Origin of the sequence: Pseudomonas sp. NLJ1, from assembly GCF_049486705.1 — a bacterium.
Taxonomy (GTDB): Bacteria; Pseudomonadota; Gammaproteobacteria; order Pseudomonadales; family Pseudomonadaceae; genus Aquipseudomonas; species Aquipseudomonas inefficax.
Map to the genome: position 1 here is coordinate 3336850 of NZ_CP137735.1, position 14206 is coordinate 3351055.

The window sequence follows — 14206 nt, forward strand, 5'->3', positions numbered from 1 at the left end:
TCGATGAAACTCAATGATCTGAGTCCAGCGCCGGGTTCCCGTCGCGAGAAGCATCGTCCAGGTCGTGGTATCGGTAGCGGTCTGGGCAAGACCGGCGGCCGTGGCCACAAAGGTCAGACTTCCCGTTCGGGTGGTTCGATCGCTCCTGGCTTCGAAGGCGGTCAACAGCCGCTGCACCGTCGTCTGCCGAAGTTCGGCTTCGTTTCCCTGAAAGCCATGGACCGCGCCGAAGTGCGTCTGTCCGAGCTGGCCAAGGTGGAAGGCGACGTGATCTCCGTGCAATCCCTGAAGGATGCCAACGTGATCGGCCAGAACGTACAGCGCGTGAAAATCATGCTGTCTGGCGAAGTCACTCGCGCAGTCACCATCAAGGGTATCGCAGCCACCAAGGGTGCGCGTGCGGCTATCGAAGCAGCTGGCGGCAAGTTCGAGGAATAAATGGCTAAGCAAGGTGCTCTCTCTTCGCTCGGTAAGGGCGGGATGTCGGAACTCTGGGCTCGTCTGCGCTTTCTGTTCATGGCGATCATCGTCTATCGGATAGGTGCGCATATCCCGGTTCCTGGCATCAATCCAGACCGTCTGGCGGATCTGTTTCGGCAGAATGAGGGGACCATTCTTAGCTTGTTCAACATGTTTTCCGGTGGCGCGCTCGAGCGCATGAGCATCTTTGCACTGGGGATCATGCCGTACATCTCGGCATCGATCATCATGCAGCTGATGACGGCGGTCAGCCCGCAACTGGAGCAGTTGAAGAAGGAAGGTGAAGCTGGCCGTCGCAAGATCAGCCAGTACACCCGCTACGGCACCGTTATCCTGGCACTGGTTCAAGCCATTGGCATGTCCATTGGCCTGGCCAACCAGGGCGTGGCGTTTTCTGTAGGGCTGGGCTTCCATGTCGTCGCCGTCTCCACCTTCGTGGCGGGCGCGATGTTCATGATGTGGCTGGGCGAGCAGATCACCGAGCGCGGTGTGGGCAACGGTATCTCGATGTTGATCTTCGCAGGTATCGTTGCCGGTCTTCCGAGAGCAATCGGGCAGTCTTTCGAGTCTGCGCGCACAGGCGATATCAACATTTTCGCCCTGGTCGCTATCGGTTTGCTGGCAGTAGCGATTATCGGTTTCGTGGTGTTCATTGAGCGTGGTCAGCGTCGTATCGCCGTTCACTACGCCAAGCGTCAGCAGGGCCGCAAGGTCTTCGCTGCGCAGACCAGCCACCTGCCGCTTAAGGTGAACATGGCGGGGGTTATCCCGGCCATTTTCGCGAGCAGCATTCTGCTGTTCCCGGCTTCGCTGGGTGCCTGGTTCGGTCAGTCCGAAGGTATGGGCTGGCTGCAGGACATCTCGCAGTCGATCGCTCCTGGTCAGCCGTTGAACATTCTGCTGTTTAGTGCAGGGATCATTTTCTTCTGCTTCTTCTACACAGCGTTGATGTTCAACCCGAAAGACGTAGCGGAAAACCTGAAGAAGTCCGGTGCCTTTATTCCGGGTATCCGTCCTGGTGAGCAGTCGGCGCGCTACATTGATGGCGTTCTGACCCGTCTGACCATGTTCGGTGCTCTTTACATGATGGCCGTCTGCCTTCTGCCCCAGTTCCTGGTGGTGGCAGCAAATGTGCCGTTCTACCTTGGCGGGACCTCGTTGCTGATTGTGGTAGTGGTTGTGATGGACTTCATGTCCCAAGTACAATCGCACCTCGTTTCGCACCAGTACGAATCCCTGATGAAGAAAGCCAACCTGAAAGGCTACGGTGGCAGCGGTCTGCTGCGCTGATACGCCCCTAAGGTTCGAGGAGTCGGTAATGAAAGTTCGTGCATCGGTGAAAAAGCTGTGCCGTAACTGCAAGATCATCCGTCGCGAAGGCGTCGTACGAGTGATCTGCAGCGCGGAACCGCGTCACAAACAGCGCCAAGGCTGAGTGTGATCTGCGCTTCAAACCCAGCAGCTAGTGTGCTGCTGGGTTGATTATTCGTTTCTACAGCGATATTATCTCGCGCCCTATTTCTTGGCTTCCGGGGCGTAGGTAGCTGTCAATTGGAGTCCCACTGAATGGCCCGTATTGCAGGCGTCAACATTCCAGATAACAAGCATGCTGTTATCTCGCTGACCTACATCTATGGTGTCGGTCGCACTACTGCACAGAAGATCTGTGCAGACGCTGGTGTAAACCCAGCCGCTAAGATCAAGGATCTGAGCGACGAGCAAATCGAAACCCTGCGTGGCGAAGTCGCGAAGTTCACCACCGAAGGTGACCTGCGTCGTGACATCAACATGAAGATCAAGCGCTTGATGGACCTGGGTTGCTACCGCGGCCTGCGTCATCGTAAAGGTCTGCCGGTTCGCGGTCAGCGCACCAAGACCAACGCACGCACCCGTAAGGGCCCGCGTAAGCCGATCCGCAAGTAATCGCCCAGGAATATAGACATGGCAAAACCTGCTGCTCGTCCTCGTAAGAAAGTCAAAAAGACAGTGGTTGATGGCATCGCCCACATCCATGCCTCTTTCAACAACACCATCGTGACCATCACCGACCGTCAGGGCAACGCTTTGTCCTGGGCGACCTCCGGTGGTTCGGGTTTCCGTGGTTCGCGCAAATCCACCCCGTTCGCAGCCCAGATCGCTGCTGAGCGTGCTGGTCAAGCTGCGCTGGAATACGGTCTGAAGAACCTCGACGTTAACGTCAAGGGTCCAGGTCCAGGTCGTGAGTCCGCCGTTCGTGCACTGAACAGCTGCGGCTACAAGATCGCCAGCATCACCGACGTGACGCCAATCCCGCATAACGGGTGCCGTCCGCCGAAGAAGCGTCGCGTGTAATCAGGAGACAGATAAATGGCACGTTACATTGGTCCAAAATGCAAACTGTCTCGTCGTGAAGGCACTGACCTGTTCCTGAAGAGCGGCGTTCGCGCTCTGGAATCGAAGTGCAACATCGAAGCAGCCCCAGGTATCCACGGCCAGCGCCGTGGCCGTCAGTCCGACTACGGTACCCAGCTGCGCGAGAAGCAAAAAGTTCGTCGTATCTACGGTGTTCTGGAGCGTCAGTTCCGCGGTTACTACCAGGCTGCAGCCTCGAAAAAAGGCGCAACCGGTGAGAACCTGCTGCAACTGCTCGAGTGCCGTCTGGATAACGTCGTCTACCGTATGGGCTTCGGCTCGACTCGTTCCGAGTCCCGTCAGCTGGTTTCGCACAAAGCGATCAGCGTCAACGGTAAGACTGTAAACATTCCATCCTACCAAGTTCGTCCGGGTGACGTGGTCGCGGTTCGTGAGAAGTCGCTGAACCAGCTGCGCATTGTTCAAGCCCTTGAACTGTGCGCCCAGCGTGGCCGCGTTGAGTGGGTTGACGTGGATGCTGCTAAAAAGTCGGGCGTTTTCAAGAACGTTCCTGCTCGCAGCGACCTGTCTGCCGACATCAACGAGAACCTGATTGTCGAGCTCTACTCCAAGTAAGGGCTAGAAAATAGGTGCATCCATGCAGATTTCGGTAAATGAGTTCCTGACTCCCCGCCACATTGATGTGCAGGTAGTCAGTCCGACCCGCGCCAAGATCACGCTCGAGCCTCTCGAGCGTGGTTTCGGCCATACCCTGGGCAACGCGCTGCGCCGCATCCTGTTGTCCTCCATGCCTGGCTGTGCAGTAGTCGAGGCCGAGATCGACGGCGTACTCCATGAGTACTCCGCGATCGAAGGTGTTCAGGAAGACGTCATTGAAATCCTGTTGAACCTGAAAGGCCTGGCTATCAAACTGCACGGTCGTGACGAAGTTACGCTGACCTTGTCGAAAAAGGGTTCGGGGGTGGTTACCGCTGCCGATATTCAGCTGGATCACGATGTCGAGATCGTCAACCCCGATCACGTAATCGCGAACCTGGCGTCGAACGGCGCCCTGAACATGAAGCTCACCGTAGCTCGTGGTCGTGGTTACGAGCCGGCCGACTCCCGTCAAACCGACGAAGACGAAAGCCGTAGCATTGGCCGTCTGCAGTTGGACGCTTCGTTCAGCCCGGTGCGTCGTATCGCCTATGTGGTCGAGAACGCCCGTGTTGAACAGCGTACCAACCTGGACAAGCTGGTCATTGATCTGGAAACCAACGGCACCCTGGATCCTGAAGAGGCTATCCGCCGCGCTGCGACCATCCTGCAACAGCAGCTGGCCGCGTTCGTCGACCTCAAAGGTGACAGCGAGCCTGTCGTAGTCGAGCAGGAAGACGAGATCGATCCGATCCTGCTGCGTCCGGTTGACGACCTGGAACTGACTGTACGTTCGGCCAACTGCCTCAAGGCGGAGAACATCTACTACATCGGCGACCTGATTCAGCGTACCGAAGTAGAGCTGTTGAAGACTCCTAACCTGGGCAAGAAGTCCCTGACTGAAATCAAGGACGTCCTGGCCTCTCGTGGTCTGTCTCTCGGCATGCGCCTCGACAACTGGCCGCCTGCAAGTCTTAAGAAAGACGACAAGGCGACCGCCTGATCGTCGTAATCACCGAACGTAGTGTTTGGTAAGGAATGAATCATGCGTCATCGTAAAAGTGGACGTCACCTGAGCCGCACCAGCTCTCACCGCAAGGCTATGTTCCAGAACATGGCAGTGTCGCTGATCGAGCACGAGCTGATCAAAACCACCCTGCCGAAAGCCAAGGAACTGCGCCGCGTTGCCGAGCCGCTGATCACCCTGGCCAAGGAAGACAGCGTAGCTAACCGTCGTCTGGCCTTCGATCGTACCCGTTCGAAGTCCGCTGTTGGCAAGCTGTTCAACGACCTGGGCAAGCGTTACGCCACCCGTCAGGGCGGCTACCTGCGCATCCTGAAGTGCGGTTTCCGCGCTGGCGACAACGCCCCTATGGCGTACGTCGAGCTGGTTGATCGTCCGGTCGGCGGTGCTGTAGAAGCTGCTGAGTAAGACGTTCTGTCTGCTACAGAGAACCGGGCCTAGTGCCCGGTTTTTTGTATCTAGGTACATTGTTTATTTCTATTGATACAAGTCATGTAATGCATTTGTTCTTGTAACCTTGCTCGTCAATACTCTCTCCATAGCCGATTAGCCGGCGCTTGAAGACCGATAAGGAGAGCCCATGAGCAAGATTCTCACCACCGCCAGCGGTGCACCCGTAGCAGACAACCAGAATTCCCGTTCCGCCGGCCCGCGCGGCCCGCTGCTGCTCGACGACTTCCACCTGATCGAGAAGCTCGCCCATTTCAACCGCGAGAACATTCCTGAGCGCCGCGTACACGCAAAAGGCTCGGGTGCCTACGGCACCTTTACCGTTACCCGCGATATCACCGGTTACACCAGTGCCAAGTTGTTTGAACAGGTTGGCAAGCAGACCGAAACCTTCCTGCGTTTCTCCACCGTTGGTGGCGAGCGTGGCTCCGCTGATACCGAGCGCGATCCTCGTGGTTTTGCCGTCAAGTTCTACACCGAGGAAGGCAACTGGGACATCGTCGGCAACAACACGCCTGTGTTCTTCATCCGCGACCCGCTGAAATTCCCAGACTTTATCCATACGCAGAAGCGTCATCCGCAATCGAACCTGAAGAACGCCCAGATGATGTGGGACTTCTGGTCGCACTCTCCCGAGGCGCTGCACCAGGTGACCATTCTGTTCTCCGATCGCGGCATCCCGGACGGTTACCGCCACATGCACGGCTTCGGTAGCCATACCTACAGCCTGATCAATGCCAAAGGTGAGCGCACCTGGGTCAAATGGCACTTCAAGACCCAGCAAGGCATCAAGAACCTCGCACCGGCAGAAGCCGCACGCCTGGCAGGTACTGACCCGGACTACGCCCAGCGTGACCTGTTCGAAGCCATCGAGCGAGGCGATTACCCACGCTGGACCGTATGCATTCAAGTGATGAGCGAGGCCGAGGCCGCCAGCCGCGACGAGAACCCGTTTGACGTGACCAAGACCTGGTCGCAGAAGGACTACCCGCTGATTGAAGTGGGCGTGCTGGAACTCAACCGTAACCCGCTCAACTACTTTGCAGAGGTAGAGCAGGCCGCGTTTGGCCCGAGCAACATGGTGCCGGGCGTCGGCCTGTCGCCAGACCGCATGCTGCAAGGGCGGGTATTCGCCTACGCAGATGCGCACCGCTATCGGGTCGGTACCAACCACCAGCAGCTGCCAGTCAACGCGCCACGTTGCCCGGTCAACAGCTATCAGCGTGATGGTTCCATGGCTACCGGCAGTTACGGTAGCGCGCCGAACTATGAGCCTAACAGCTACAGCGATGCACCGAAGCAGTCGCCACGCCATGCCGAGCCCGCACTGGCCCTGAAGGGTTCCGCAGACCGCTACGACCATCGCGAGGACACCGACTACTACAGCCACGCCGGCGCGCTGTTCCGGCTGATGAATGATGAGCAGAAAGCCCTGCTGATAAGCAATATTGCCGGCACCATGGCAGGCGTAAGCGAAGACGTGATTCAGCGTCAGCTGCAATACTTCTTCAAGGCCGATCCGGCTTATGGCGAAGGGGTTGCCAAGGCTTTGGGCATCAATCTCGCCTAAGTCGAAGTGATAAGAAGAACCGCCCTCATTTGGGCGGTTTTTCAATGAATATCACTACTGTTTAACCGTTTTTTTGCTTCTTATTGCGCGGTTCTCAGTGACCGCAGGCAAAAGCTGGTTCACACTATGTGGCATAGACGTTTTCACATGGAGAAGCAGGGCGATGCAAGGTCACCCGGACGTAATCAACTACCTCGTTACGCTGCTGAAGGGCGAACTGGCGGCGCGCGACCAGTACTTCATTCACTCGCGTATGTACGAAGACTGGGGCCTGTCCAAGCTCTACGAGCGCATCAACCATGAAATGGAAGAAGAGACGCAGCATGCCGATGCTCTGATGCGTCGCATCCTCATGCTCGAAGGCACCCCTGACATGCGCGCGGACGACCTGGAAGTGGGCAGCACCGTGCCGGAAATGATCGAGGCCGACCTCAAGCTCGAGTACAAGGTACGCGGCGCGCTGTGCAAAGGCATTGAGCTGTGCGAGCTGCACAAGGACTACATCAGCCGCGACATCCTGCGCGCTCAGTTGGCTGATACCGAAGAAGATCACACCTACTGGCTGGAGAAGCAGCAGGGGTTGATCAAGGCAATTGGCCTGGAAAACTACCTGCAATCGCAGATGTAAATGTTGGGGGCGCTTTGCGCCCCTATCGCGACACAAGGCCGCTCCTACAGGCGATCGCAAATATTTGGATTTGCGCGATCGCTTGTAGGAGCGGCCTTGTGTCGCGATAGGGCTGCAAACCAGCCCCCATTACTGTTAAGCCCGATCCCGCTCCAGCAGCGGTTTCAGGTAATGCCCGGTATAGGACTGCTTCATCTCGCTCAGTTCTTCCGGCGTACCGCAGGCAATGATCTGCCCACCTTTCGAGCCACCCTCCGGCCCCAGATCCACCAGCCAGTCCGCGGTCTTGATCACATCCAGGTTGTGCTCGATCACCACCACCGTATTGCCGTGATCACGCAGGCGATGCAGTACGTCCAGCAACTGCTGGATATCGGCAAAGTGCAGACCCGTGGTCGGTTCGTCGAGGATGTACAAGGTCTTGCCGGTGTCACGTTTGGACAGTTCACGCGACAGTTTCACCCGCTGTGCCTCACCGCCCGACAGGGTGGTCGCCGACTGCCCCAGCTTGATGTAGGACAGCCCCACATCCATCAACGTCTGCAGCTTGCGCGCCAGCGCCGGCACGGCGTCGAAGAACTCGCGGGCATCCTCGATGGTCATCTCCAGCACCTCGTGGATGTTCTTGCCCTTGTACTTGATCTCCAGGGTTTCGCGGTTGTAACGCTTGCTCTTGCACACATCGCACGGCACGTAGATGTCCGGCAGGAAGTGCATCTCCACCTTGATCAGGCCATCGCCCTGGCAGGCTTCGCAACGGCCACCCTTGACGTTGAACGAGAAACGCCCCGGACCATAGCCGCGTGAACGCGACTCCGGCACACCGGAGAACAGTTCGCGGATCGGCGTGAAGATGCCGGTGTAGGTCGCCGGGTTCGAGCGAGGGGTGCGGCCGATCGGGCTCTGGTCGATATCCACCACCTTGTCCAGGTGCTGCAGGCCATCCATGCTGGCATGCGGCGCCGCTTCCAGGCTGCTTGCACCATTCAGGGCGGTGGCGGCCAGTGGGAACAGGGTGTTGTTGATAAGCGTCGACTTGCCCGAGCCGGACACCCCGGTCACGCAGGTCAGCAGGCCGATCGGGACTTCCAGATCGACGTTTTGCAGGTTGTTGCCTCGCGCGCCCTTCAGCTTGAGTTGCAGCTTCTTGTTGCGCGGCGTGCGCTTGGCCGGCACGACGATCTTCTTGCGCCCGGACAGGTACTTGCCGGTCAGCGAGTCGGGGTGGTCCATGACCTCCTGCGGCGACCCCTCGGCGACGATCTGCCCGCCGTGCACGCCGGCCCCAGGGCCGATGTCCACCACGTAGTCGGCCAAGCGGATGGCGTCCTCATCGTGTTCTACCACGATCACCGTATTGCCCAGGTCGCGCAGGTGGTTGAGGGTGGCCAGCAGGCGGTCGTTGTCGCGCTGATGAAGGCCGATGGACGGTTCATCGAGGATGTACATCACCCCTACCAGGCCGGCGCCGATCTGGCTGGCCAGGCGGATACGTTGTGCTTCACCACCGGACAGGGTGTCGGCGCTGCGGTCGAGGGTGAGATAGTCGAGACCGACGTTGACCAGAAACTGCAGGCGCTCGCAGATTTCCTTGAGGATCTTCGCCGCAATCTCGCCACGGCGACCGGTCAGGGTCAGCTTGCCGAAGTAGTTGCTGGCTTCACCGATCGGCAGGTTGGTCACTGCCGGCAGCGTTTTTTCGCCCACCCACACATGCCTTGCCTCACGGCGCAGGCGGGTGCCGCGGCAATCCGGGCAGGGCTGGGTGCCGAGGAACTTGGCCAGTTCTTCGCGCACGGTGGCTGACTCGGTCTCGCGGTAGCGACGCTCCAGGTTCGGCACGATGCCTTCGAACGGGTGCGAGCGCTTGACGATGTCGCCTCGGTCGTTCAGGTACTTGAAGTCGACGCTCTGCTTGCCGCTGCCCTGCAGGATCACCTTCTGGTGCTCGGCCGACAGTTGGCCGAATGGTTCCTCGAGGCTGAAGCCGTAATGCGCGGCCAGTGAACCGAGCATCTGGAAGTAGTACACGTTGCGTCGGTCCCAGCCGCGGATCGCGCCTTCGGCCAGGGTGAGCTCGGTATTGACCAGGCGCTTGGTGTCGAAGAACTGCTTCACTCCCAGGCCGTCGCAGGTCGGGCAGGCGCCGGCGGGGTTGTTGAAGGAGAACAGCTTCGGCTCCAGCTCGCTGATGGCATGGCCACAGACCGGGCAGGCAAAGCGCGCGGAGAAGATCGTCTCTTCGCCTTGCTCGTCATCCATCGGTGCCACCAGGGCGATGCCGTCGGCCAGCTTGAGCGCGGTCTCGAACGACTCGGCCAGGCGTTGTTGCAAGTCGGCGCGGACCTTGAAACGGTCCACCACCACATCGATGCTGTGTTTTTTTTGCTTGTCCAGCTTGGGTAGTTCGTCGAGCTCGTAGAGCTTGCCGTTGACCCGGGCGCGCACGAAGCCCTGGGCGCGCAGCTCGTCGAATACCGCCAGGTGCTCGCCCTTGCGCTCGCGTACCACCGGCGCCAGCAGCATCAGCTTGCTGCCTTCCGGTCGCTCGAGTACCAGGTCGACCATCTGGCTGATCGTTTGCGCCTCCAGCGGGATATCGTGGTCCGGGCAGCGTGGGGTGCCGACGCGGGCATACAGCAGGCGCAGGTAGTCGTAGATTTCGGTGATGGTGCCGACCGTGGAGCGGGGGTTGTGCGAGGTCGACTTCTGCTCGATGGAAATGGCTGGCGACAGGCCTTCGATGGTATCGACGTCGGGCTTTTCCATCATCGACAGGAACTGCCGGGCGTAGGCCGACAGCGATTCCACATAGCGACGCTGGCCTTCGGCGTACAGGGTGTCGAACGCCAGGGACGACTTGCCGGAACCGGACAGGCCGGTGATCACGATCAGCTTGTCCCGGGGCAGGGTCAGGTCGATGTTCTTCAGGTTGTGGGTGCGTGCCCCACGAATCAGGATCTTGTCCACTGCGGCCTCGCTTGGCGGGCATAAACAAAGAATTATACGGCCCCCTGCCAGTACGCGGCAAAGCGTCGCGTAGATGCCGTCAAGCTGTCGGACTGATAGAATCGCCGCCGGTTCACACGAGGTTAATCCATGCACGACACCCACAACGAGCGCATGAGTGGCGGCGAAACCCGCGCCGCTGGCGGCCTGGCCCTGGTCTTTGCCTTTCGTATGCTGGGCATGTTCATGGTCTTGCCGGTGCTGGCTACCTACGGCATGGACCTGGCCGGTGCCACGCCAGCGCTGATCGGCCTGGCCATTGGCGCCTATGGCCTGACCCAGGCCGTATTGCAGATCCCGTTCGGGATGATTTCCGATCGCATCGGCCGCCGGCCGGTGATCTACCTGGGGCTGGTCATCTTTGCCCTGGGCAGCGTATTGGCGGCCCAGGCCGACTCCATCTGGGGGGTGATTGCCGGGCGTATCCTGCAGGGCGCCGGGGCGATTTCCGCTGCGGTCATGGCGCTGCTGTCCGACCTCACTCGCGAGCAGCACCGGACCAAGGCCATGGCCATGATCGGCATGAGCATCGGCCTGTCGTTTGCTGTCGCCATGGTCGTCGGCCCATTGTTGACCAGCGCCTTCGGGTTGTCAGGATTGTTCCTCGCCACGGCAGGACTTGCCCTGGTCGGCATCCTGCTGATCGCCTTTGTCGTGCCCAATGCCCACAGCATTCTGCAGCACCGCGAGTCAGGTGTGGCGCGCCAGGCCATCGGCCCGACCCTGCGCCATCCGGACCTTCTGCGCCTGGACGTGGGTATTTTCATCCTCCACGCCATCCTCATGGCCAGCTTCGTTGCATTGCCACTGGCCTTCGTCGAGCGCGGCGGCCTGCCGAAGGAACAGCACTGGTGGGTGTACCTGACCGCGTTGTTCATCTCATTTTTTGCAATGGTCCCATTCATCATCTATGGCGAAAAAAAGCGCAAGATGAAACGCGTGCTGGCCGGGGCGGTCAGTGTGTTGCTGCTGGTGGAGGTGTTCTTCTGGCAGTGGGCTGACGGTTTGCGCGGACTGGTGATCGGCACCGTGGTATTCTTTACTGCATTCAACCTGCTGGAGGCATCGCTGCCTTCGCTGGTGAGCAAGGTGTCGCCTGCAGGTGGCAAGGGGACGGCAATGGGGGTCTACTCCACCAGCCAGTTCCTCGGCGCTGCCCTGGGAGGAATCCTCGGTGGCTGGTTGTTCCAGCACGGCGGGCTGAACATGGTGTTCCTCGGTTGTGCGGTACTGTGTGCCATCTGGTTGGTCGTCGCCTTGCGCATGAACGAGCCGCCCTATGTGACCAGCCTGCGCATGCCGCTGACGCCAGAGGCGGTCCGGGAAGCCGGCCTGATCGAGCGCCTGATGGCCGTGCCGGGTGTGACCGACGCCGTCGTGGTGGCGGAAGAAGCTGCCATCTATATCAAACTGGATACGAAAATTTTGGACCGTACGACCCTCGAGCGCCTGGTGAACCCGGCCTCTTCGGCGTGCGAAGCCTAGGAGAACGTTATGGCCCGTGGGGTTAACAAAGTCATTCTGGTCGGCACTTGTGGCCAGGATCCCGAAGTCCGCTACCTGCCCAACGGTAACGCCGTGACCAATCTGAGCCTGGCCACCAGCGAGCAGTGGACCGACAAGCAATCGGGCCAGAAGGTCGAGCGTACCGAGTGGCACCGTGTGTCGCTGTTCGGCAAGGTTGCCGAAATTGCCGGCGAATACCTGCGCAAGGGTTCGCAGTGCTACATCGAAGGCAAGCTGCAGACCCGCGAGTGGGAAAAAGACGGTATCAAGCGCTACACCACCGAAATCATCGTCGACATCAATGGCACCATGCAGCTGCTCGGCGGTCGTCCGCAGGGCCAGCAGCAGGGCGGTGACCCATACAACCAGGGTGGCGGCAACTACGGTGGCGGCCAGCAGCAACAGTACAACCAGGCTCCGCCACGCCAGCAGGCCCAGCGCCCGCAGCAGGCTCCTCAGCGCCCGGCACCGCAGCAGCCAGCCCCGCAGCCGGCGGCTGACTTCGACAGCTTCGATGACGATATTCCGTTCTGATCAGAGCGTTTGAGCGTCTAGCAGGACCAGAAACCCAGGGCAGTTGCCCTGGGTTTTTTCATTTGTGGGGAATGCAGAAGAGGAGGTGAGGGCTGCCAGGTGCTCATCTCCCGGCGAGTACATCACCGGTTGCTAATTTCAGCATTTGGTGATGAAGCTTTTTCATGGGACGTGCCCTGTGGGAGCGGGCAAGCCCGCGAAGCAGGCGACGCGATGGATGGCACCGGCTACGCCGGTGTTCGCGGGCGTGCCCGCTCCCACAGCGCTGCGTGGGTTTCTGCTATGGCGCAATCCTGTGAGGGCGGGTCCAATCAGCCAACGCTTCAATAGAACAACCGCGGCTCCGGGGAATCAAGCAAGCTGGCCAACTTGGTCAAGGCAAACCCCAGTTCCTCGCGCTTGGGCGCCATCAAGGCGATGCGCACGCCGCAGGTGGCGTGGCTGCGTTCTGGCAGGAACTGGCTGCCACTGACTACCGTGACGCCGTTGTTGCGTGCCAGGTTGGCGAACTCGTCGCTGGTCCACGGCTCCGGCAATTCCAGCCAGATGTGGAAGCTGTTCGGCTGGCTGCGGATCTTGTACTTGCCAAGAATCTCCCGGGCCATTTGCTGGCGCGCGGCCGCCTCCTCCTGTTGTTCCCGCACAAGCTGGTCGGCCATGCCACTGTTGATCAGGTTACTGGCCAGCTGCGCCATCAACGGTGACGGCATCCAGACACTGCTGCGTACCATCGACGACAGCCGCGAGAGGGTTTGCGGTGGGGCGTACAGATAGCCGATGCGCAGCGCCGGCAGCACACTTTTGGACAGACTGGTGAGGTACACCGAGCGCTCGGGCGCATACGCCGCCAGTGGCTGGTAAGCCGGTGCGGGTTCGAGAAAACCGTAGATATCGTCATCGACGATGAACAGGTCGAACTCGCGGGCGATCTCGGCGATGGCCTGGCGTCGTGCGTGGGGCATGATCGAGTTGGTCGGGTTCTGGTGGGTGGTGACGCACACCAGCAGGGAAGGGCGGTGCTCCAGGCACGCCGCGCGCAATGCCTCGGGAATCAGGCCGTGCTCGTCCATGGCCACGCCGCGCAGTCGGCGGCCCATGCTGTGCGCCAGGGAGATGATGCCCGGGTAGCAGAACGACTCGCACAGCACCACATCGTCGCTCTTCGACAGGCTGCTGATGGCCACCAGCAGGCCGTGCTGGGCCCCGGAAGTCAGCACCACCTGCTGCCAACGCGCCTCGGGCAGCCAGCGCTGGATCCAGGTGGCACCGGCCTGCTTGTGGGTCGCATGGCCGCCATCGGTGACGTAGTCGAGTACCTGCGCCAGGTCGGACGACGCAGCCAGCTCGATTATGGCTTCGCGCAGCCAGTCGGTCATGTGGGCATCGTTGGGCTTGATGATCGACAGGTCAATCTGGTCGCTCGCGTGCTCGGAAACCACGGGTTTTGCCTGGATGACCGGGGCACGGTTTTGCAAGTGTGGTTGCGGCAGTACGAAGGTACCGCGGCCCACTTCGCCCACTACCAAGCCGCGCTTGGCGGCTTCGTCATAGGCTCGCCCAATGGTGCCAGGGGTCACATCAAGGGATTCGGCCAAGTCCTTGAGCGTCGGCAAACGTTCGCCAGCCACCAGCCGGCCGCTGCCAATGTCTTGCTCCAAGGCATCGGCGATCATCAGGTAGACCGGCTGCGCCAGGTCGCTGTAGTGAGGAACCCACATGGAAAGCACCAGAATCTGCGAGAACGCCGAAGCCTAGCATGAAAGGACTGAGGGGTGTAATTCTCAGCCGCTGTGCATAAATTACCTTGATTACATCGGCCACGTTCCCCAGGTAGGTGTACTGCTCCGCAATCTGTACCGCTTGATCTCGAAGCGCCCGGTCAAACAATTATCAGAAAATTCATTAGATCCAATAAGTTAAGACTTTATTTGAAATGGGCTGCGTGATCGCGCAAAAAAACCAATTGAATCGATGTTATTTCTATAAATACAATCATTGAATCGATTCAATCGCCAAG

14 protein-coding genes are annotated in these 14206 nt (G+C 59.7%); 12 read left to right on the top strand and 2 right to left on the bottom strand.

What is annotated here, in order from left to right; genetic code table 11:
- The first annotated feature begins 3 nt into the window (after positions 1–3).
- From rplO to bfr, 10 genes are all read left to right on the top strand, one after another.
- Entirely contained in the window at positions 4–438 is a 435-nt protein-coding gene (gene rplO / locus R9B85_RS15030) for a 50S ribosomal protein L15 (protein WP_003257107.1), read from the top strand.
- Positions 439–1770 carry a preprotein translocase subunit SecY gene (gene secY / locus R9B85_RS15035; RefSeq protein ID WP_003257108.1) on the top strand — a complete coding sequence of 444 codons (1332 nt, stop codon included), beginning with the start codon at positions 439–441 and terminating at the stop codon, positions 1768–1770. It begins immediately after the preceding gene.
- 28 nt (positions 1771–1798) lie between these two features.
- Positions 1799–1915 (top strand): 50S ribosomal protein L36, encoded by a 117-nt coding sequence (gene rpmJ / locus R9B85_RS15040; protein WP_002555468.1) that lies wholly within the window; start codon positions 1799–1801, stop codon positions 1913–1915.
- Positions 1916–2046: 131 nt separating this feature from the next.
- Positions 2047–2403: a 30S ribosomal protein S13 gene (gene rpsM, locus R9B85_RS15045; protein WP_003257112.1), complete on the top strand. Its 357-nt coding sequence runs from the start codon at positions 2047–2049 to the stop codon at positions 2401–2403.
- 18 nt (positions 2404–2421) lie between these two features.
- The gene (rpsK, locus tag R9B85_RS15050; protein ID WP_003255454.1) at positions 2422–2811 is read left to right on the top strand and encodes a 30S ribosomal protein S11; all 390 of its coding nucleotides are present in this window, start codon (positions 2422–2424) and stop codon (positions 2809–2811) included.
- 15 nt (positions 2812–2826) lie between these two features.
- Positions 2827–3447 carry a 30S ribosomal protein S4 gene (gene rpsD / locus R9B85_RS15055; RefSeq protein WP_003257114.1) on the top strand — a complete coding sequence of 207 codons (621 nt, stop codon included), beginning with the start codon at positions 2827–2829 and terminating at the stop codon, positions 3445–3447.
- 22 nt (positions 3448–3469) lie between these two features.
- Positions 3470–4471 carry a DNA-directed RNA polymerase subunit alpha gene (locus R9B85_RS15060; protein WP_003255452.1) on the top strand — a complete coding sequence of 334 codons (1002 nt, stop codon included), beginning with the start codon at positions 3470–3472 and terminating at the stop codon, positions 4469–4471.
- Positions 4472–4513: 42 nt separating this feature from the next.
- Positions 4514–4900 (top strand): 50S ribosomal protein L17, encoded by a 387-nt coding sequence (gene rplQ, locus R9B85_RS15065; RefSeq protein ID WP_003255451.1) that lies wholly within the window; start codon positions 4514–4516, stop codon positions 4898–4900.
- A 172-nt stretch (positions 4901–5072) separates the two neighbouring features.
- Positions 5073–6512: a catalase gene (locus R9B85_RS15070; RefSeq protein WP_215521455.1), complete on the top strand. Its 1440-nt coding sequence runs from the start codon at positions 5073–5075 to the stop codon at positions 6510–6512.
- Between the two features lie 163 nt (positions 6513–6675).
- Positions 6676–7140 carry a bacterioferritin gene (gene bfr, locus R9B85_RS15075; RefSeq protein WP_003257116.1) on the top strand — a complete coding sequence of 155 codons (465 nt, stop codon included), beginning with the start codon at positions 6676–6678 and terminating at the stop codon, positions 7138–7140.
- 135 nt (positions 7141–7275) lie between these two features.
- Here the strand turns inward: bfr and uvrA are convergent, their stop codons facing one another.
- Positions 7276–10110, bottom strand: a complete 2835-nt coding sequence (uvrA, locus tag R9B85_RS15080) for an excinuclease ABC subunit UvrA (RefSeq protein WP_166674209.1) — start codon at positions 10108–10110, stop codon at positions 7276–7278.
- Between the two features lie 129 nt (positions 10111–10239).
- On the opposite strand from uvrA, the gene R9B85_RS15085 reads away from it, so the two are divergent.
- On the top strand, positions 10240–11634 hold the full coding sequence (locus R9B85_RS15085) for an MFS transporter (protein ID WP_112254067.1): 1395 nt from the start codon (positions 10240–10242) through the stop codon (positions 11632–11634).
- Positions 11635–11643: 9 nt separating this feature from the next.
- Positions 11644–12189: a single-stranded DNA-binding protein gene (locus R9B85_RS15090; RefSeq protein WP_003255446.1), complete on the top strand. Its 546-nt coding sequence runs from the start codon at positions 11644–11646 to the stop codon at positions 12187–12189.
- Positions 12190–12512: 323 nt separating this feature from the next.
- On the opposite strand, the gene R9B85_RS15095 is transcribed toward R9B85_RS15090, so the two are convergent.
- The gene (locus R9B85_RS15095; RefSeq protein ID WP_112254069.1) at positions 12513–13907 is read right to left on the bottom strand and encodes a PLP-dependent aminotransferase family protein; all 1395 of its coding nucleotides are present in this window, start codon (positions 13905–13907) and stop codon (positions 12513–12515) included.
- Between the last annotated feature and the right edge of the window lie 299 nt (positions 13908–14206).

Bases quoted from the DNA above. Each gene is read 5' to 3' on its own strand.
- rpsK (WP_003255454.1), top strand. From the start codon at position 2,422: ATGGCAAAACCTGCTGCTCGTCCTCGTAAGAAAGTCAAAAAGACAGTG.
- R9B85_RS15060 (WP_003255452.1), top strand. From the start codon at position 3,470: ATGCAGATTTCGGTAAATGAGTTCCTGACTCCCCGCCACATTGATGTG.
- R9B85_RS15095 (WP_112254069.1), bottom strand. From the start codon at position 13,907: ATGTGGGTTCCTCACTACAGCGACCTGGCGCAGCCGGTCTACCTGATG.
- rpmJ (WP_002555468.1), top strand. From the start codon at position 1,799: ATGAAAGTTCGTGCATCGGTGAAAAAGCTGTGCCGTAACTGCAAGATC.
- rplQ (WP_003255451.1), top strand. From the start codon at position 4,514: ATGCGTCATCGTAAAAGTGGACGTCACCTGAGCCGCACCAGCTCTCAC.
- secY (WP_003257108.1), top strand. From the start codon at position 439: ATGGCTAAGCAAGGTGCTCTCTCTTCGCTCGGTAAGGGCGGGATGTCG.
- rplO (WP_003257107.1), top strand. From the start codon at position 4: ATGAAACTCAATGATCTGAGTCCAGCGCCGGGTTCCCGTCGCGAGAAG.
- R9B85_RS15085 (WP_112254067.1), top strand. From the start codon at position 10,240: ATGCACGACACCCACAACGAGCGCATGAGTGGCGGCGAAACCCGCGCC.
- rpsD (WP_003257114.1), top strand. From the start codon at position 2,827: ATGGCACGTTACATTGGTCCAAAATGCAAACTGTCTCGTCGTGAAGGC.
- R9B85_RS15090 (WP_003255446.1), top strand. From the start codon at position 11,644: ATGGCCCGTGGGGTTAACAAAGTCATTCTGGTCGGCACTTGTGGCCAG.
- bfr (WP_003257116.1), top strand. From the start codon at position 6,676: ATGCAAGGTCACCCGGACGTAATCAACTACCTCGTTACGCTGCTGAAG.
- rpsM (WP_003257112.1), top strand. From the start codon at position 2,047: ATGGCCCGTATTGCAGGCGTCAACATTCCAGATAACAAGCATGCTGTT.
- R9B85_RS15070 (WP_215521455.1), top strand. From the start codon at position 5,073: ATGAGCAAGATTCTCACCACCGCCAGCGGTGCACCCGTAGCAGACAAC.